16 protein-coding genes are annotated in these 17,135 nt (G+C 63.8%); 8 read left to right on the top strand and 8 right to left on the bottom strand.

Going from position 1 to position 17,135, the window contains the following annotated elements:
- Positions 1 to 28 precede the first annotated feature (28 nt).
- Together AC2FNL_RS11550 and AC2FNL_RS11545 are read right to left on the bottom strand one after the other, a co-directional pair.
- Positions 29 to 748: a glutathione S-transferase family protein gene (locus AC2FNL_RS11550; protein WP_496833707.1), complete on the bottom strand. Its 720-nt coding sequence runs from the start codon at positions 746 to 748 to the stop codon at positions 29 to 31.
- Positions 735 to 1,343 carry an NAD(P)H-dependent oxidoreductase gene (locus AC2FNL_RS11545; protein WP_496833705.1) on the bottom strand — a complete coding sequence of 203 codons (609 nt, stop codon included), beginning with the start codon at positions 1,341 to 1,343 and terminating at the stop codon, positions 735 to 737. The genes AC2FNL_RS11550 and AC2FNL_RS11545 overlap by 14 nt, the downstream gene beginning before the upstream one ends.
- Before the next feature lie 128 nt (positions 1,344 to 1,471).
- Here AC2FNL_RS11545 and AC2FNL_RS11540 point away from each other — a divergent pair, with 128 nt between their 5' ends.
- Complete coding sequence (locus tag AC2FNL_RS11540) at positions 1,472 to 1,837, top strand: winged helix-turn-helix transcriptional regulator (protein WP_170588900.1); 366 nt, start codon at positions 1,472 to 1,474, stop codon at positions 1,835 to 1,837.
- A 4-nt stretch (positions 1,838 to 1,841) separates the two neighbouring features.
- Here AC2FNL_RS11540 and AC2FNL_RS11535 read toward each other — a convergent pair whose 3' ends face one another.
- On the bottom strand, positions 1,842 to 2,855 hold the full coding sequence (locus tag AC2FNL_RS11535) for a LacI family DNA-binding transcriptional regulator (RefSeq protein ID WP_170341549.1): 1,014 nt from the start codon (positions 2,853 to 2,855) through the stop codon (positions 1,842 to 1,844).
- A gap of 246 nt (positions 2,856 to 3,101) precedes the next feature.
- Here AC2FNL_RS11535 and AC2FNL_RS11530 point away from each other — a divergent pair, with 246 nt between their 5' ends.
- From AC2FNL_RS11530 to AC2FNL_RS11505, 6 genes are all read left to right on the top strand, one after another.
- Entirely contained in the window at positions 3,102 to 4,370 is a 1,269-nt protein-coding gene (locus AC2FNL_RS11530; protein ID WP_260066514.1) for an ABC transporter substrate-binding protein, read from the top strand.
- A gap of 101 nt (positions 4,371 to 4,471) precedes the next feature.
- Entirely contained in the window at positions 4,472 to 5,317 is an 846-nt protein-coding gene (locus tag AC2FNL_RS11525; RefSeq protein WP_170341551.1) for a carbohydrate ABC transporter permease, read from the top strand.
- A complete protein-coding gene (locus AC2FNL_RS11520; RefSeq protein ID WP_170341552.1) occupies positions 5,314 to 6,153 on the top strand; it encodes a carbohydrate ABC transporter permease in 840 nt (279 codons plus the stop codon). Before AC2FNL_RS11525 ends, AC2FNL_RS11520 begins: the two co-directional genes overlap by 4 nt.
- Before the next feature lie 21 nt (positions 6,154 to 6,174).
- Positions 6,175 to 7,215, top strand: coding sequence for an ABC transporter ATP-binding protein (locus tag AC2FNL_RS11515; RefSeq protein WP_480776202.1), 1,041 nt, complete (start codon positions 6,175 to 6,177; stop codon positions 7,213 to 7,215).
- Between the two features lie 10 nt (positions 7,216 to 7,225).
- Positions 7,226 to 8,503 carry an amylo-alpha-1,6-glucosidase gene (locus AC2FNL_RS11510; protein ID WP_496833702.1) on the top strand — a complete coding sequence of 426 codons (1,278 nt, stop codon included), beginning with the start codon at positions 7,226 to 7,228 and terminating at the stop codon, positions 8,501 to 8,503.
- A 44-nt stretch (positions 8,504 to 8,547) separates the two neighbouring features.
- Positions 8,548 to 8,970 (top strand): GNAT family N-acetyltransferase, encoded by a 423-nt coding sequence (locus tag AC2FNL_RS11505; protein ID WP_170457488.1) that lies wholly within the window; start codon positions 8,548 to 8,550, stop codon positions 8,968 to 8,970.
- A gap of 17 nt (positions 8,971 to 8,987) precedes the next feature.
- Here AC2FNL_RS11505 and AC2FNL_RS11500 read toward each other — a convergent pair whose 3' ends face one another.
- Genes AC2FNL_RS11500 through AC2FNL_RS11485 form a run of 4 tightly spaced genes read right to left on the bottom strand, consistent with a single transcriptional unit; the run spans position 8,988 to position 13,148 of the window.
- Positions 8,988 to 9,971 carry a glycosyltransferase family 4 protein gene (locus AC2FNL_RS11500; RefSeq protein WP_496833701.1) on the bottom strand — a complete coding sequence of 328 codons (984 nt, stop codon included), beginning with the start codon at positions 9,969 to 9,971 and terminating at the stop codon, positions 8,988 to 8,990.
- A gap of 14 nt (positions 9,972 to 9,985) precedes the next feature.
- On the bottom strand, positions 9,986 to 10,972 hold the full coding sequence (locus AC2FNL_RS11495; protein ID WP_496833699.1) for a glycosyltransferase family 2 protein: 987 nt from the start codon (positions 10,970 to 10,972) through the stop codon (positions 9,986 to 9,988).
- A 20-nt stretch (positions 10,973 to 10,992) separates the two neighbouring features.
- Positions 10,993 to 11,913, bottom strand: coding sequence for a glycosyltransferase family 2 protein (locus AC2FNL_RS11490; protein WP_496833698.1), 921 nt, complete (start codon positions 11,911 to 11,913; stop codon positions 10,993 to 10,995).
- Positions 11,910 to 13,148, bottom strand: a complete 1,239-nt coding sequence (locus tag AC2FNL_RS11485) for an oligosaccharide flippase family protein (RefSeq protein ID WP_496833696.1) — start codon at positions 13,146 to 13,148, stop codon at positions 11,910 to 11,912. Before AC2FNL_RS11485 ends, AC2FNL_RS11490 begins: the two co-directional genes overlap by 4 nt.
- Before the next feature lie 195 nt (positions 13,149 to 13,343).
- Between AC2FNL_RS11485 and AC2FNL_RS11480 the strand changes: the two genes are divergently transcribed.
- Positions 13,344 to 14,573 carry a polysaccharide biosynthesis/export family protein gene (locus AC2FNL_RS11480; RefSeq protein WP_496833694.1) on the top strand — a complete coding sequence of 410 codons (1,230 nt, stop codon included), beginning with the start codon at positions 13,344 to 13,346 and terminating at the stop codon, positions 14,571 to 14,573.
- Here the strand turns inward: AC2FNL_RS11480 and AC2FNL_RS11475 are convergent.
- Positions 14,563 to 17,121, bottom strand: a complete 2,559-nt coding sequence (locus AC2FNL_RS11475; RefSeq protein ID WP_496833692.1) for an ATP-binding protein — start codon at positions 17,119 to 17,121, stop codon at positions 14,563 to 14,565. The genes AC2FNL_RS11480 and AC2FNL_RS11475 overlap by 11 nt on opposite strands.
- Positions 17,122 to 17,135: the final 14 nt, after the last annotated feature.

The raw sequence follows: 17,135 nt of genomic DNA, 5'->3' as shown, positions 1-17,135 counted from the left end.
TGCTGTTGTGCGGGCCCGGGCCGCGGCTTCAGTCCTTTTTCACGTCACCGGCAAACCGCGCGGCGTTTTCCCGCGCAAAGGCGCTGGCATCAGCCGAAGCATCCCAGAACTGGGGATTGGCCTTGGGAATGGTCAGCGCCTTCTGAACTGCGGGCCGGGCATCGATGCGGTCGAACCATGCGTTCAGATGCGGAAGGTCATCGACCTGAACCTGCGCCCAGACATAAGCCCGCGCCCAGGGGTACAGCATCATGTCCGCGATCGTATATTGTTCCGCCGCGATCCAGTCGCGTCCATTCAGGCGATCATTCATCACCTCCATCAGGCGGCGGCTTTCGTTCACGTAGCGGCGGATCGAGAACGGCTCGGTATGGCCATTGGGTGCGGCAATATGCTGGAAATACATCGCCTGGCCCATCATCGGACCCACATGCCCAACCTGGAACAGCATCCACTGCATCACCTCGGACTGCTGCGCGGGGTCTGAGGGCAGAAACTGACCGTATTTCTGCGCGAGGTGCCACAGGATCGCGCCGCTTTCGAAAATCGCACGACCTTCGGCCCGGTCCTCGATCACCGGGATCTTGCCGTTGGGGTTCAGCGACAAGAACGCCGGCGTCTTTTGTTCCTGCTTGGAAAAGTCGATGGGGGTCAGGTCGTAGGGCACGCCTGCCTCTTCCAGGAAGATCACCGGCTTGTAGCCATTCATCGTGGCCGCGGTGTACAGGTGGATGTCAGGCCGCGACATGCGCGATCTCCTCGAAATGCTCTTTCAGATGCGCGTCGAACCGCTGGAAATCCTGCTCGATCCGGGGGTTCTTCATCACGTCGAAAGCCGCGAAGGTGGGCAGGGGCTGCATCGCCAGAAACTTGGCGTTCAGGTGCATGGGCCACAGCAGGTCATCGACGCTGGCCCCGGCAAAGAACGGCTCGGCCGGGTTGTCGAACGCCTCGCTCGGGGCGTTGAAGGTGACCGACAGCATGTAATTCGTTCCGTGCAGCAGGCCACCGGTGCCGTAATTGGCCTTGGGCGCCTCGGCGGTCCGGCCGTCGCCGGCCAGCAACCGGCCGTCCATGCCCGCGGTGTAGACCTCGTCGAGGTATTTCTTGAACACCCACGGTACACCCATCCAGTTCACCGGAAACTGCATGATGACCACATCCGCCCAGACATGGGCGTCAATCTCGGCATTGATGTCGTACCCTTCAGCAACCGTGGTCACGCGCACCTCGTGGCCCATACCGACCAGTGCGTCCTGCGCCCGTTGCACCAGCGACGCATTCAGGCGGCCAGGTGCGAATTCATAAGGCTGCGTACCGTTCACGATCAGGATCTTTTTCATGTCCATATCCTTGGTTTTGAAACTGCTTGCCCCTTGACTTCGGTTGGGGTGAAACCGAACTTGAGAACGGTAGTGATGAATTGCAACCAGTTTACTTTTTGTAACCTGAAACTGGACTGGAGTAGGCGATGCGTGCCCGTATCGAACAGGACGACCAAGGCAAGCGGCAAGCGGTGGATGCGTGCCGCGAACCATGCCCCATCGAGCGCGGCATGCGGATCATCGGTGGCAAGTGGACCGGGTCGATCCTATGGCACCTCAAAGACGAGCCAGTGCGATTCAACGACTTGGCGCGGATGATCGGCGGCGCCAGCAAAAAGATGATCGCCGAACGCCTGCGCCAATTGGAGCAACAGGGCCTTGTAATCCGCCAAGTGCTCGAAACCTCACCGGTTTCAGTGCAGTACTCCGTGACCGAACGTGGACGCACCGCGCTGGGTTTTCTGGACGAGCTGCGGAAGTGGAGCGAGACCTTGCCGGATACGCGCGCCTGATCCGTCAGCGGTCCTTCTGCAGCGGCCCCGTGGTTTCCCGTGCGATGAACCGGGCTGAAACTTCGGACACGATTACCGGCATATCAGGGTCTTTTATCCTGTCCAGCAGAGTGCGCGCGAGCTTGCGGCCCAACCGTTTTGGCGAAACCGCCATGGTACTGAGCGCGGGAATTGCGACCGAGGCATCCTCGGTATCGTCAAATCCAACAATCGAAACATCCCGCCCCGGCTGCAACCCAGCCCGCATCAGACCGAAACACGCCCCCAAAGCGACCATGTCCCCATTGCAGACCACCGCCGTGACCTCTGGATGGGCGTCATGCAATTTCAGCATCTCCTGCATACCCGCACGCTTGGTGTCAGGTGAGGGCCAGATGATCGGCGGCCCCAAAGACAAGTCCTGCAGAGTACGCTGATACCCGGATATGCGCTGCTTTCGAACGGGGTTCATGCCGATACCGCCAAAAAATGCTATGTGTCGATGCCCAAGATCTGCCAAGTGATTTGTCGCGGTCGCAGTCGCCTCGGCATTTCTGATGCCCACATGATCAAAATCGGGGCTGACATGGCGCAGAAAGGTCACCGTGGGCAAACCATGCGTGCGCAGCAGTTGAAGAGTTTCGGCCGTGGTCTCCAGCGCAGGCACCCACAGCAGGCCGCCGCGCCCGTTGCGGATGAAATCCCGCAATTGCTTGCCCTGCCGGTCCGCGTCGTCGCGCGTATCCAGGATCGAAACCAGATACCCCTCGGCCTCCAACAGTTCGACCGCGCCGCTGACGACTTCGGCGTTGAACGGGTTTGCGAACTGGTTCAGAACGAACCCGATTTCCCGGTTCTCGCCCGATCGCATCGACGCCGCGCGCGAGTCAGTGACATAGTGCAGGTCCTCGGCCGCCTGCAGCACTTTCTTGCGGGTCTGCTCGGAAATCCGCCCGGTGCCGCGCATCACCTGACTGACCGTCGGGATCGAGACTCCGGCGGCTTTGGCGACACTGGCGAGGGTGGGTTTGGCGGGCATTTCTCGGACTTCTGATATATCGTTGCATCATCAAAATGCCCAACCCACATGGGTATTGCAACGAGCAATTCCCACAATTTACTAAAGTTCGGGCCAACCGATTGGAAAATATTCGTTGACGGAAGATATATCGTTATACCATGCTAATGGCATCGCCTGGGGTGAGTCGCCGCACGACACGCACAGCAAACCGACCCCACCGGGCAGAACGGGCAAAAGGCCCAATCGAAACTCTGGGAGGAGTCCATGTCAATTCAATCCAAGCTGGTCGGTGCCGCATCCGGCCTTGTTCTGGCCCTGGTCACAAACGTTGCGCAGGCCGAGGTTCTGTTCTGGTCGACACAGGCCAAGCCGGTCGAAGAGGCGCAGGCCATGCGCGAACAGGTTCTTTCAGGCTTCGAGGGTGGCGTGGACTACCAGCCCAATGACGGCGGCCCCTGGCTGACGCGTCTGCAGGCCGAATTGCAGGCCGGCTCGGGCACGATCGGCGTTCTGGGCGCGCTGCATGGCGACTTCTCGGCCATGAACCCAGATGATCTGGTCGACCTAGATGATCTGGGCATCGCATCGGCCTCGGACACCTTCAACGAACTGGCGACCCTGGGAGCAGGCAGCCTGCAATACATCCCCTGGATGCAAGCCAGCTATATCATGGCGGCCAACAAAGAGGCGCTGCAGTACCTGCCCGAAGGCGCAGACATCAATGCGCTGACCTATGACCAGCTGATCGAATGGGCCGCCAACGCGCATGAGGCTGCGGGCGAGCCGAAATTCGGCTTCCCGGCCGGGCCCAAGGGCCTGAAGCACCGCTTCTTCCAGGGCTATCTGTATCCGTCCTATACGAACGGCGTGGTGCGGACCTTTGCCAGCGACGATGCCGTGACCGCGTGGGAAAAATTCCGCGAGCTGTGGACCCACACCAACCCGGCCTCGACCAACTTCTCGTTCATGCAGGAACAGCTGTTGTCGGGCGATGCCTGGATCGTGTTCGACCACACCTCGCGTCTGGCGCAGGCCTTCAACGAGCGGCCTGATGACTTCGTGGCCTTCCCGGCCCCGGCGGGCCCGACCGGGCGCGGCTTCATGCCGGTTCTGGCTGGTGTTGCGATCCCCAAAACCGCACCGGACATGGAAGCGTCCAAAGCTCTGGTCGCCTATATGATGAAGCCGGAAACCCAGATCGCCACGCTGCGTGCCACCAACTTCTTCCCGGTCGTCGCGGTTGACCTGCCCGCCGACCTGCCGCCAGCCGTAAAGGCCGCAGGCGACGCGGTCGCCAAGATGAGTGGCTCGGCTGATGCCAACCCCGGGCTGCTGCCCGCAGGACTGGGCGACAAGGGCGGTGACTTCAACCGTGTCTATACCGATGCGTTCGAGCGGATCGTACTGGGCGGTCAGGACATCCGCACCGTGCTGGACGATCAGAAAGGCGCATTGGAGGCGATCATGCAGGAGACCGGCGCGCCCTGCTGGGCTCCGGATGCGCCTTCGGACGGTCCGTGCCCCGTCGAATAAGGGTCTGACCTGATCCCGACACCGGGCTTGTCGCAGGCCCGGTGTCCCCCGACCTCTCTGCCCGAAACCACCGGAACTTCCGCAAGGAAAGGAGCGATCTGATGAACGCTCGTGTGTTGCCCTATGTGCTGATCCTGCCCGTGACGGCGTTTCTCTGCCTGTTCTTTCTGTATCCTTTCGTCCTTGTCGCCAAGCAGGCTTTCAACACCGGCGACGGATTCACGCTGGACAATTTCCGGCAGGTGGTCGGGTACTGGAAATTCCCGATCTCGCTGCAGAACACGCTGCTGCTGGCGGCGGCGGTGGTTCCAGTGCAACTGGCGCTGGCGCTGCTGATGGCCACGATGGTCAACAAGATGCAGCGCGGGCGCGACCTGGTGCTGTATGTCTGGACCATCCCGCTGGGGATCTCGGATCTGGCCGCGGGCATCATCTGGCTGGCAATCTTCGAACAGTCGGGCTTCCTGAACTCCATGCTTTCTGGGCTGGGCGTGGTGGACCGGCCGGTAAATTTCCTCAGCTATCAGCACCCCGGCGTGGTGTTCCTGGCCATCGCCCTGGCCGAGATCTGGCGCGCCACGGCGATCATGCTGGTGATCCTGGTGGCCGGGATCGGCCTGATCCCCAAGGAATATTATGAGGCGGCTGAGGTCTTTGGCGCGTCACCCTGGAAACGCTTCACCCGCATCACGCTGCCGCTGCTGCGCCCGTCGCTGCAGACGGCACTGGTGCTGCGCGTGATCCTGGCCTTCGAGGTCTTCGCCGTGGTGCTGGCCCTGGGGGGAACCCTGTTCCCCGTCCTCATGAGCGAAACCTACGCCTATCAATTCGACCTGCTTGACAGCGGCGCAGCGGCGGCGATGGCGCTGATCATCCTCGCCATCTCGATCGGGTTCACCCTGATCATCCTGCGCGCCCTGCGTGTCCCGAAAGGAGCCACGATATGACGACCGTCACGACCGATGTCGCCGCGCCCGATACGCGCCGGGCCGGCCGCTATGTCTACATCGCCGCGGTGGTGCTGCTTTGCGCCTGGGTGCTGGTGCCGCTGTATTTCCTGCTGATCAACACGCTGTCCTCGCCGGAAACGGTGAACAGCTTTCCCAAGCCGTTCATCCCCGAATTCGACCTGGGCAGCCTTGGGTTCTTTGCCGGTTTCGCGGGCATCCTGACCGCGCTCAAGAACTCGATCCTGGTGGCCGGGCTGACGATGATCATGTCGATCCTGATCGGCGCGCCGGCCGGCTATGCCCTGTCACGGTTCGACTTTCGCGGGAAAGAGGCGTTCCGCCTGCTGATCCTGCTGACCCGCGCCTTTCCGCTGCCGCTGCTGGCGCTGCCCTTGGCGGTGATGTTCATCCAGACCGGGCTGGATGACACAGTATTCGGCCTGTCGCTGGTGCACACCACGCTGGCCATCCCGTTTGCGGTGCTGATCACGTTCTCGCTGTTTTCCGGCATCCCGCTGGAACTGGAAGAGGCCGCCTGGACGCTGGGCTGCACCCGGCTGACCGCCTTCACCAAGGTGGTGCTGCCGTTGATCCTGCCGGGGATCACGGCCTCGGCCATCTTCGCTTTCGTGATCTCTTGGAACGAGGTGTTCGCCGCCGCTGTCTTGACGATCGAGAACCGGACCCTGACGGCCTTTTTGTTGCAGAACCTCGACACCTCGCCGCTGCATCTGAAATTCGCGGGCGGTTTCATCCTGGTCGTTCCGGCACTGATCTTCATCTTCGCCGTGCGCAAATACCTGTTCGCCATGTGGGGCATCGCCAACCGCTGACAGCCCCAAGGAGTTGGAATAATGGCAGAAATTCAAATCAAGAATGTCGCAAAACGCTTTGGCAGCTATCAGGCGCTGCACGACATCAACCTGACCATCCAGGACCAGGAATTCATGGTTCTGCTGGGGGCCTCGGGCTGCGGCAAGACCACGCTGCTGCGGATCATCGCCGGGCTGGAGACCGCAACCGAGGGCGAGGTCTGGATCGGCGGACGCCGGGTGGATCACCTGCCGCCCAAGGATCGGGGTATCGCCATGGTGTTCCAGAACTATGCCGTTTTCCCGCATCTGACCGTGTTCGAAAACATCGGGTTCGGCCTGCGGATGCAGAAACTGCCCAATGACGAGGTCAAGCGCCGGGTCGAGCGCACGGCGGGTCTGATGCATATCGACCAGCTGCTGGGGCGCTATTCCGGCGAGCTGTCCGGCGGTCAGCGCCAACGCGTCGCCGTGGCCCGCGCCCTGGCGATGGAGCCCGACGTGATCTTGATGGACGAGCCGCTGTCGAACCTCGACGCGCTGCTGCGTATGGAGATGCGGGCCGAGCTCAAGGGCGTTCTGGCCGAAAGTAACACCACCGCCATCTACGTCACCCACGACCAGGTCGAAGCCATGAGCATGGCCGACCGGATCAGCGTGATGCATCAGGGCAAGATCGTTCAGGCGGCCTCGCCGATCGAAGTCTACCGCAACCCGGCGGCCGAGTTCGTGGCCGGATTCATCGGCAATCCGCCGATGAACTTCCTGCCCGCCACCCCGTCCGGAGACGGCAAATGGACCGTCGCGGGCCAGATCCTCGACGGGCCGCCCCGAACCACGCCGTTGCATTTCGCCATCCGCCCCGAGGATCTGCGCCCGGCCGACACGGGCCTGGCCGCCACGGTCAAGGTGGTTGAACCCCTGGGCGCGCATCTGCTTGTCACATGCAGCGTGGACGGCGCTCTGTTCCGCGCGGTTCTAGACAGCGATCTGAACGTCCGCCGCGGCGACACCCTGACCCTGGCCCCGCAGCCCGACCGGGTGCGCTGGTTCGACCCCGAAACAACCCTGGCGGTAGCCTGAGGAGCGCGCAATGAAACAGGATCTTATCGAACAGGCCCGCGCCGTTCTGGTCCGAAACGACCGGGGCGACTATACGGTGCCCACCCACGGCCTCTATCCGTTCCAGTGGAACTGGGACAGCGCCCTCAGCGCCCTTGGGTTCTCGCATTTCGACGAGGCCCGCGCCTGGCGCGAGATCGAGACCTTGTTCCGGCATCAGTGGGATGACGGCATGGTGCCGCATATCATCTTTCACGAGATGAATGACGGCTATTTCCCGGGGCCGGATGTCTGGGCCACGGGCCGCGCGGTTCCGACCTCGGGCATCACGCAGCCTGCGGTGGCCGGGTTTGCCGTACGGCGAATCTATGCGCGGGCGAAGAACCGGGCGCTGGCCGATGCGCAGGCCCGTGCCCTGCTGCCCAAGATCCATGCCTGGCACCAATGGTTCTATACGAACCGTGACCCGCAGGGCACCGGACTGGTCGCCATCATCCACCCGTGGGAATCGGGGCGTGACAACTCGGTAGATTGGGACGCGGCGCTGGCCCGGGTCCCGACCGAGGGCGTGGCCCCGTTCCAGCGTCGCGACGTGGCCCACGCCAACCCGGCGCACAGGCCGACCGATGAAGAATACCGCCGCTATATCTGGCTGGTGCAACATTTCCGCGGCCTTGGCTGGGATAATTCCAGGCTGCATGACGCCTCGCCGTTCCGGGTCGTAGACCCCGGATTCAACGCGATCCTGATCCGCTCGTGCCTCGACCTTGCCGCGCTGGCCGACGACCTGGGCGAGGCCGAGATCGCAAGCGCCTCGCGCGCCTTTGCGCAAGCGGCCATCGCGGCGATGGACGCCCTGTGGAGCGAGACCCGTGGGCAATATCTGTGCTTTGATCGGGTCACCGGGGAGTTGATCGACAGCCCCTCGATCGGCGGGTTGCTGGCGGCGTTCTGTCCCATCCCCGAGCACCGCGCGCAAGCCATTGCCCAGCGGTTGGAAGCCATCGGTGCCACGGTCCCGTATCTGGTGCCCAGCCACGACCCGGCGGCCCCCGAATTCGACGGGCTAAGGTACTGGCGCGGGCCGGTCTGGCTGATCGTGAACTACATGATCGCAGATGGTCTGCAACGCGCCGGGCAAACCCGGATCGTGCAGCGGATCGTCGACGACAGCCTGCGCCTGATCGAGCAAAGCGGCTTTGCCGAATATTACGACCCGGTCACCGCCGAACCCTGCGGCGGCAGCAGCTTCACCTGGACGGCAGCGATGGTGATCGAGATCCTGAACGCGGAAACTTCCCCGGCATGAGCGGTGCCGCACCGATCCCCACTCAACGGGCATGGGCCTGACCGATGACGGGCCCGTCCATTGTTTCCGCCCCCGGGCAGGAGGACTGGGTCGAGCAAGCCCTTCTTGCGGAACTGCGGGCCACCGCGCCGCAAGGGGTCAATGACAGCATCACGCTGATTGCGCAGGACGGCGCCAACCGGGTGGGCGGCCTGCATGGCGCAACCTCCTATGGGTGGCTGCTGATCAAGACCTTATGGGTCGACCCGACCCATCGACGCCGCGGTTTGGGCCGGCAGTTGCTGGACCACGCCTTTGCCGAGGCACGCCAGCGCGGGTGTCATTCTGCGTGGCTGGACACATCCAACCCGGCCGCTGCGCGGTTCTATCAGGCTTTGGGATTCGAGCCCTTTGGTCGCCTGGCCAACACGCCCACGCAAAGCCCGCCCGGACATTGCCGCTGGTTCTTGTGGCACACCTTGCAGTAGCCGTCACCACGCCGCCCTCAAAACCCTTTGGCCGGGTCGAACACCTGCCGCCACCGCTCTGCATAGCGGGATCTGTCAGCCTTGGGCGCCAAGGCGGGAACCACCGGAGGCGTACCCGCCAGAACTGCCTCGATCGATTTGCGCCACGCCTTGGGATCGGACCCGCACGGGATCACGCCGCTTGCCCCGATCCGGTCACGCAGACCGTCGACCATGCTGACGATGACCGGACGCCGCGCCGCGCGCGCCTCATCCGCCACCAACCCGTAGGCCTCCCACCGCGAGGGCATCGCCACCACGTCCACGGCCCGATAGGCTTCGGCCGGGTCGTCGGCGTGGCCCCTAAACTCGATCCGCCGATCGCCTGCGGCCAAGGCTGCAAGGCGGTCGCGCTGGCTGCCTTCGCCAAAGATCACAAGCCGTGCATCGGGGTTGGGGCACATGCGAAATCCTTCGATCAGCAGATCGAAGCCTTTCTGCGGCTCGAGCCGTCCGATCGCACCGATGACCCGGGCCGCCTCGACCGGCCCGGCTGCGCGGGCAACCGCGCCCAGGTCAACCTGGGGCGAGATCACGCTCAGCTTGGATGCGGGTGCCAACCGACGTTCGGCCATCCAGCCGGCCTGCGCCTTGCTGACGGCGATGACCTGATCGAACAACGAATAGGTCACGCGCAGCATCGCAAAGAACCGCCGCTTGTGCGGCACGTTCAAGGCGGTGAAAGACCGGGTATAGCTGTGTTCGACATGCACCAGCCGCGCGGTGGGATGCATCGCCCGCAGGGCCGAGAAGGCCGGCAGGCAACGCCAGCCGGGGGCGATGTGGCATACGATGACATCGGCGTCGAAACTGCCCCAGCTGAAGGCGGTCCGCTTGACCGGGCGAACCTCTTGGTGGACTTCGTCGGCCAGTTCGGGCAGCTGCGCAAGATGGTCGAGCATACGCATGACCCCACCGGCCGTGGTGTCATCAACAAGGTGAAGAACGGTGATCTTGGACATTTGGAAACCTCGGTTCAGATGGAAGTCTGGCGGCGCATGAGGCGACCGGCTTGAACAACAGGCGCCGGCCCGACCGCGCGCAGGGCTGCGGCCGCGATGATGGTGGTCAACGTTTTGCCGGGTTCTTCGATCGGGGGCCGGGCGCTGGTTGAAATCGACCGCTGCGCAAGCTCCCAAGCCTTGTGCGCATCCAGATTGCTGACCGCGCGTCGCGCTAGATAGCGCAGCTGATAGGCGCACGCCGCCGCCTCGTGCCGGGCAAAGAATTCGGGGTTCAGTGGACGCAGCTTGTCGACCATCCGCTCCCACGCCTGCAACTGTCGGTCCAAGGCCGCCGACAGGCCGGTCGCATGGATCCGATAGCGGGTCAGCAACCCCGGTACGCCTGCGATTTGCCAATCCGTCGTCAGCATCAGCCGCAGCCAGCATTCGATGTCCTCGGACTGGCGAAAGGTTTCGTCAAAGACCCAGTCGCGCTTGGACTCGAACGCCGGACGGTAGGCCAGATCGAGCAAGGCGGATTTGCGCATCACCGCTGCCGATCCATTGCCGATCGGGTTGCGTTTCAGGACATGTGCCGCCGTCACGTCCCGCAGGCGCGGCGACTGACGGACGCGCATCAGCCGACCACCCTCGTCGATCATGGCACTGCCGGAATAGCTGATCGCAAGGTCGGGTTCGGCCTGCAGGTGACGCACATGGGTGGCCAGCTTTTCGGGCAGCCACAAGTCGTCGGCGTCGCAGAAGCCGACGAACTCTCCCCGAGCGGCCGCGATGCCGGTATTGCGCGCCCCGGCGAGGCCGCGGTTTTCCTGCCGGATCACCCGCACTTTGGGGTCGATAGCATTGGCGCGGGCAATGGCGGGGGTTTCGTCCTGCGAGCCGTCATCCACGATGATGATTTCGAAATCATCATGGGTCTGCGACAGAAGCGAGGCCAGAGTCTCGGTCAGGGTCGCGGCGGTGTTGTAGGCGGGAACGATGATGGATGCCTGGGGCATTTTTGGTCTCCTGGTTGGAATCAGCGGGCAAACAGCGCCTGACGGATCGGGCGGGGCAGGGCGGGGGCCAGTGCCGCGCCAAGTGCAGTGGGCACACCGCGGCGGATTGGGTTGAGAAAGCTGCGCGCGCTCAGCGCCAGACCGGCGCGGGCATAGGCGCGGGCCATCGACGGTTCCGCGCCCAGACGCAGTGCGCGCCGGGCCAGATACCGCATGTAGATCGCCTCGGATGCGGGCGACGGCGCAACGCCGTAGCGGGCCGCCGTTGCAACCGCCCGAGCGCGCCCGGCCCGCATCGCCTCGAGGTCCGAAGACAGACCGCTGCCGCTGGTCCGGTACCAGACCTGCAGGCGGTCAACCCCGATGATCACGTGGCCTTCGCCCGCCAAGCGGATCAGCAGCTCGAGATCTTCGTTGTGGACCGCAGCCGGGTTCAGCCCGCCGACAGCAGCGAACACCTGGCGGCGCACTGCAAGGTTCGACATCGTGCACACCGCGTTTTCCGTCAGCAGGTCAGGAATGGTCAGGGGATCGGTAGGAACCGTTGAGCGCGTCGGACAATCGCCGGGGGTTTCGGAAAAGAAACCGATCTGGCCAAAGGCCGCATCAATGCTGGTATCTGCAAACAACCGGTCCAGTTGGGCCAGCTTGTCGGTGACCCACAGGTCATCCGCGTCGCAGAACGCGAGGATGTCGCCGGTGGCCACAGTTGCACCATGGTTGCGCGCAGAGCTGGGGCCGCGATTGGGGTTGGCCTCGACCCGCACCCGGGCGTCGCGCGCACAAAATTGCCGGACAACTTCGGTCGTCTGGCGCGAGGGCTTGTCGCCCACGCAGATGAGTTCGAAATCCGCAAAGCTCTGCCCCAGCAGGCTATTCAGGGTGGCGGCAATGGTTGCCGCGTCATTGTGGAAGGGAACGATGATGGAAAACCGGGTCATTGGGCGCGCGCCTCCTGAGTGATTGCAGAACCCCGCGGCAGCAGCGCCCAGGATGCGGCCAGCATGATGGCGCTGCAGGTGCAGACATACCCGACGGCGACGGGCATCAGGCCCAGCGGCGCCATCAGGGTCGTGTTGGCGATCAGGCCCACGGCCAGAACCGTGCTGACCCGCAATTCGGTGACGGGGCGGTTTTCCGAACGCAGCCACCCGGCGACCGCCGACCAGATCACCGTCGGCAGGGCTGCAAGGCACAGAACCGATACCACCGGGGCGATCTCGGCCCATCCCTGTCCCAGCAGCAGCGGCACATAGACCGGGGCCAGCGCCGCCTGCAGCAAAACCAGCGGCGTCAGGATCAGCAGAGACAGGCCCAGCCCGTGGCGCAGCGCCCCGTGCTTGTCCTCGGCCGCGCACAGATGCGGGAACAGAACGACCGAGAAGGCTTGGGTGAACGAAGTGGCCAGCCCAAGCCCCGCATTGAAAGCCATGAAATAGATACCAAGCGCCTCGGCGCCCAACATGGCGCCCACCACCAGCTTGTCGGCCTGCAGGCGCAGAACCTTGACCAGTTCCACGCCCAGAACGGCCCAGCCATAGCCCACGAACGGTTTCAAGGCTGCAAACCCGGCCCGACGATCAGGCGACCACCGACGCAGGCGGCGCATCAGCACAAGCCAGACAGGTGCAGTCAGCAGGCGCGGCAGAACCAATGCCAGAGGCGAGGCCCAGACCACCGCCAGAAGCGCTGTCAGGGCATTGGCCCCCACGACTTGCCCGCCGGCGATCGCGGCGGTCTGCTGCAGCTTGCCCTCGCGCATTGCCAGTGCGGCCTGAACCAGGCCCGCCGGCATGAACAGGTATTCCCCGGCCAGCACCGCCAGCAGCATCGCCAGCATCGTGTGGCCCATGACGAACAGCGCCGCTGCGACCGCCAGTTGCAGCAGGCACAGCCCCGCGCACCAGACCCAGAAGATGCGGTGCGCCGTGTTGCACCGCTGCGCCAGTTCCTCGGACGGGGCCTGAATGATACGCTGGTTCACCCCGTTCTCGGTCAGCGCCTTGAGGATGTCGCCCGCCGCAAGAGCCGCAGCGGCCAGACCGATCGCTTCGGGGCTGAGGGTACGGGCAACGGCCACCACGACGACCAGGCGCGACGCCTTGGCCGCCACTTCGGAGGCGGTGTAGGCCAACAGGTGCCGCAGAAAACCGGATTGTGCAAAGCTGTGCGTCATGACGCCGTTATCCCGAAAAACAGTTGTTGGTTCCGTTTTACGGGTGGCCAGGGTCTGTGTCCCGGACGCGATCGGACGGGGCTGGGGACCGTTCGGAGAGGCACCTATCCGAATGGGACAAGCCGCCATCCCGATGCCGGGCTGACGCAGGCCGCGCGGCAGGGTTTATCTTCTGTGAAAGATCAGGAGATGAAAATGACCATGAATTTCAAGACCTTACTTATTACGGCCGTCAGCGCCTCGACCCTGCTGGGGTGCAGCAGCATGCAGACCCCGCGCAACATCGAAGCCGTATCGCGCGGCGAAAGCTATCAGGCGCAATACCGCGAACCCGGACGTCGACGGGGCGACACGCCGTTGCTGCAGGCCGCCGCGATGAACGGCCAGAGCTGCATGCCGCAGGCCGGCGATCAGGGCGCAAATGCCTATGCGAAATGGTCGCAACCCGCACTCAGCCCCTTGTTGGGCGAGAAACTGTCGCGCAACGACATGGTCCAGATCACCATCGAAGGGGACGACCTGCTGAGCGACGCTTATGTCGTTTCGCGTGACGGAGACCTCAAGCTGCCGTACCTGCCGCCCGTGCGCGCTCAGGGCCGCACCACCGAGCAGGTCGAACAAGAGGTGGCCCGTGTTCTGGTTGCGGCCCAGTTCTATGACGCCGAACCCCGTGTGACCGTACGGGTCAGCGATTTCGCCTCGGTGACAGTGGGTGTACGTGGCGCGGTGTTCGAGCCGCACTCGGTCGAGATTGGCGGTGTTCCAGGCGATTCCCTGGACCGTCGGCGCCAGGGCGCGCTGGGGGCCTCGACCGAGGGGCGCAACCTGTCGGTGGCACTGCGGGCCGCGGGCGGGGTGCGGCCGGATGCCGACCTGTCAGCCGTCGAGCTGCACCGTCAAGGGCGCATCTATCGCATGGATCTGCGTGGTGTGTTCGAAGGATCGGACCCGACCGACATCATGCTGTTGACCGGCGACCAGATCGTGGTCAACAGCCGCGGGTGCTTTCAGGACGCGCTGATGCGCCCCAGCCCGATCAGCCCGCCCGGCGTGACACTGTATATGTCAAACCTGACCCAACCCGCTGCGGGCAATGCAGAATCCGCCATCGGGCGCGACGTGCGTGAAGTGCCCTATGGCACCCGTTTCCTGCAGGCCGTGGTTGACAGCAACTGCGTCGGCGGGTCGAAAACCACGAACGCCAACCGCAGTGCTGTACTGTTCACGCGCAACCCCGTAACCGGGTCCTCGGTCGTCATCGAGCGCAATATCGAAAAGCTGCTGCGGCGCGGAGACCGCGACGACTTCGATCCCTATGTTCTGCCGGGTGATGCCGTGGCCTGTTACGACAGCAAGGTCACCGGAGTGACCGAAATCGCCCGGTCGCTGGGCATCGTCGGGGCCGCTGCGCTGCTCATCCCTTGATCGCTCCGGGGGCGGGCAGGGCAGCCTTTGCCCGCTCCCAAACCTCGGGCAGACCGCTCAACAGGTGGGCGACCTGCTGACGGTCTGCGGATTTTGCGGCCATCTCGGTCGCAATCAGCGCATCACGGAACCCCATCGCACCAAAGGTCGCCGCGCTTCCGGCCAGCCTGTGACACTCCTGCGCGACCCGGTCCAGATCGGCTTCACCGCCGTCCAACTGGGCAAGCTGCGCGACCACGGCATCCCCTTCGGACAAGTATTTGGCAAGCAACCGGTCAAAGACGTCGGCGCCGAGGTTGGCGCGCAGATCTGCGATATGATCCGTTTCGTCCTCGGACCGGGTCGAAGCTCCGGGGCCGGAGACAACCGACAAGGCCTTGCGCAAGGCATCCAGGGCAATCGGCTTGCCGACAAAGGCTGTCATACCGGCGGCGCGGAACGCGTCGACCGCATCAGGCAGCACGTTGGCCGAAACGGCAATGATCGGTATCTCCGCCGAAGGCCCGCCCCCGCTGCGGATGTGGCGCGTGGCCGTCGGGCCGTCCATGACCGGCATGCTGATATCCATCAGGATCACGTCGAACCGATGCGCTGCCGCTGCGTCCACACCCAGTTGGCCGTTCTCGGCAACCGTCACCCGGTGACCGTCCAGTTTCAGCATGTTGCAGATCACCTCGCGGTTGATCTCGTTGTCTTCGACCACCAGCACGTCCAACGGCTGGGCGTGCTGAACCTCTGGCTGGTCGCTGTCAACGTTGGCGTCCAATTCCGCGTCCTGCAGCGGCAGACGAACCCAGAACACGCTGCCCTCGCCGGGCGTGCTTTCAACGCCGATCTCTCCGCCCATGGCCCGAGCAAACCGACGTGCGATGCCCAGGCCCAGACCGGTGCCCCCGGTGGCCCGACCGATGCTTGGATCGCTGGTGTGAAAATCATCAAAGATGACGCCGACCTCATCCGCGCCGATGCCGATACCCGTATCGATGATGCGGAATTCAAAGATGTTGACGCTGGCCGTGGGGCCAGGCTCGGTTACTTCGACCTCGATCGAGATCCGACCGTTTTCGGTGAATTTGATGGCATTGCCGACAAGGTTCAGAAGAATCTGCCGCAACCTTTGGGCATCGGCGGCAACGCAGGGGCGCGCCTCGCCCACCCACTGCCAAGAGATGGAGTTCTCCCGCGAGGCGGCGTTGCCGCTTTGACCATCCACAATCTCTTGCAGGATGTCGTTCAGGTTCGAGGGCTGCAACGCCACCGACAGTTTCCCGGCCTCGAACCGGGCGATGTCCAGAACGGTGTCGACGTGGCTCAGGAGGATCTGGCCCGAGATTTCCATGTTCTCGACAAACCGCGCCTGTTCCCGGGTGGTGCGGGTGTTTTTTAGCAGCGTGAGGTTGCCCAGCAACCCGTTCAGCGGCGTGCGGATCTCGTGGCTCATCACGGTCAGGAAATCGGCCTTGGCCTTCTCGCCGGCCAAGGCGCGGTCACGAGTGCTGATCAATTCCTGCTGGGCGGCAACCCGCTGCGAGATGTCACGGACAAAGCCGATGACGATTTCCTGATCGCCTGCCCGGGCCGATTGCAGCGCCAGTTCGACCGGAAACTGCTCGCCATCCGCGCGCATCGCCTCCAACTGGACACGGCCTTTGCCGACGACATGACGTTCTCCGCCAGACTGCATGCGCACCATGCCGGCGCTATGTGCCTCACGCAGATGCGGCGGCACGATCAGGTCACCGATCGCGCGACCCCGGGCCTGATCCGCCGTATAGCCGAATATTGCCTCGGCAGCTGGGTTGAACTCGATCACGTCGCCCTTGGCATCGACCACGATCACTCCGTCCAACGAGGTTGAGAGGATCGTGTTCATCCGTTCATTCGCCTGCCGCAGCGCGCGTCCGCGGCGCGTGGCGCGCCGGTTGACCACCAGAAGATAGGCGCTGACAGCACCCAGAGTCAGAAGCAAGGCCCCCGACAGAATCGCCAATCGCAGCAAGTTTGCCGCCGTCTGGATGCGCTGCTGGTCCGACTCGGTGGCAAAATACGAGATGCCCGAAACGGCCAACGTGCGGACATGCGGACCGATCTCAAGGGCGGCGCGTTTCAGATCGTCCAGTTTTTCGGACAGCTCCGCATCCGGCGCGTCGATCAAGGGGATCGCGGCGTTCAGGTGCCGGGTCACCCGATCCAACGGCAGGCGGAACCGGTCATCCTGGCGCAAAGGCTGGAACACGCGGGATTGGGCCAGCGTATCGACACGGCTGTAGAACAGATCGAACCGCCGGCGCACCAGATCCAACGTGCCATTCTCCGCGTCCTGCGCCGCCGACGCGGTTTCCAGAGCGTTCAGGTAGGACAAATAGTCGACCTCGACCTGCGACAACGTCCATTGGACATTGTCCGAAGGTGCCGCTCGCCGGTCGTTGAAATCGGTAAACACCTGCGCCGACAGCCACGCCACCGTGACCAGACCCAACAAAACGCCGAAGCCGATGAGTCCGAAGACCCATCGGCGGCGCAAAACCTGCGTATCGGTATCGCTCAATCCGAGCCTCATCG

The sequence above is a fragment of the Ruegeria sp. CRTD044 genome (genome assembly GCF_059613485.1).
This window is presented reverse-complemented; position numbering and strand designations above follow the sequence as displayed.

Coding starts and splice junctions, on each gene's coding strand:
- AC2FNL_RS11550 (WP_496833707.1), bottom strand. CDS start 748: ATGTCGCGGCCTGACATCCACCTGTACACCGCGGCCACGATGAATGGC.
- AC2FNL_RS11545 (WP_496833705.1), bottom strand. CDS start 1,343: ATGAAAAAGATCCTGATCGTGAACGGTACGCAGCCTTATGAATTCGCA.
- AC2FNL_RS11540 (WP_170588900.1), top strand. CDS start 1,472: ATGCGTGCCCGTATCGAACAGGACGACCAAGGCAAGCGGCAAGCGGTG.
- AC2FNL_RS11535 (WP_170341549.1), bottom strand. CDS start 2,855: ATGCCCGCCAAACCCACCCTCGCCAGTGTCGCCAAAGCCGCCGGAGTC.
- AC2FNL_RS11530 (WP_260066514.1), top strand. CDS start 3,102: ATGTCAATTCAATCCAAGCTGGTCGGTGCCGCATCCGGCCTTGTTCTG.
- AC2FNL_RS11525 (WP_170341551.1), top strand. CDS start 4,472: ATGAACGCTCGTGTGTTGCCCTATGTGCTGATCCTGCCCGTGACGGCG.
- AC2FNL_RS11520 (WP_170341552.1), top strand. CDS start 5,314: ATGACGACCGTCACGACCGATGTCGCCGCGCCCGATACGCGCCGGGCC.
- AC2FNL_RS11515 (WP_480776202.1), top strand. CDS start 6,175: ATGGCAGAAATTCAAATCAAGAATGTCGCAAAACGCTTTGGCAGCTAT.
- AC2FNL_RS11510 (WP_496833702.1), top strand. CDS start 7,226: ATGAAACAGGATCTTATCGAACAGGCCCGCGCCGTTCTGGTCCGAAAC.
- AC2FNL_RS11505 (WP_170457488.1), top strand. CDS start 8,548: ATGACGGGCCCGTCCATTGTTTCCGCCCCCGGGCAGGAGGACTGGGTC.
- AC2FNL_RS11500 (WP_496833701.1), bottom strand. CDS start 9,971: ATGTCCAAGATCACCGTTCTTCACCTTGTTGATGACACCACGGCCGGT.
- AC2FNL_RS11495 (WP_496833699.1), bottom strand. CDS start 10,972: ATGCCCCAGGCATCCATCATCGTTCCCGCCTACAACACCGCCGCGACC.
- AC2FNL_RS11490 (WP_496833698.1), bottom strand. CDS start 11,913: ATGACCCGGTTTTCCATCATCGTTCCCTTCCACAATGACGCGGCAACC.
- AC2FNL_RS11485 (WP_496833696.1), bottom strand. CDS start 13,148: ATGACGCACAGCTTTGCACAATCCGGTTTTCTGCGGCACCTGTTGGCC.
- AC2FNL_RS11480 (WP_496833694.1), top strand. CDS start 13,344: ATGACCATGAATTTCAAGACCTTACTTATTACGGCCGTCAGCGCCTCG.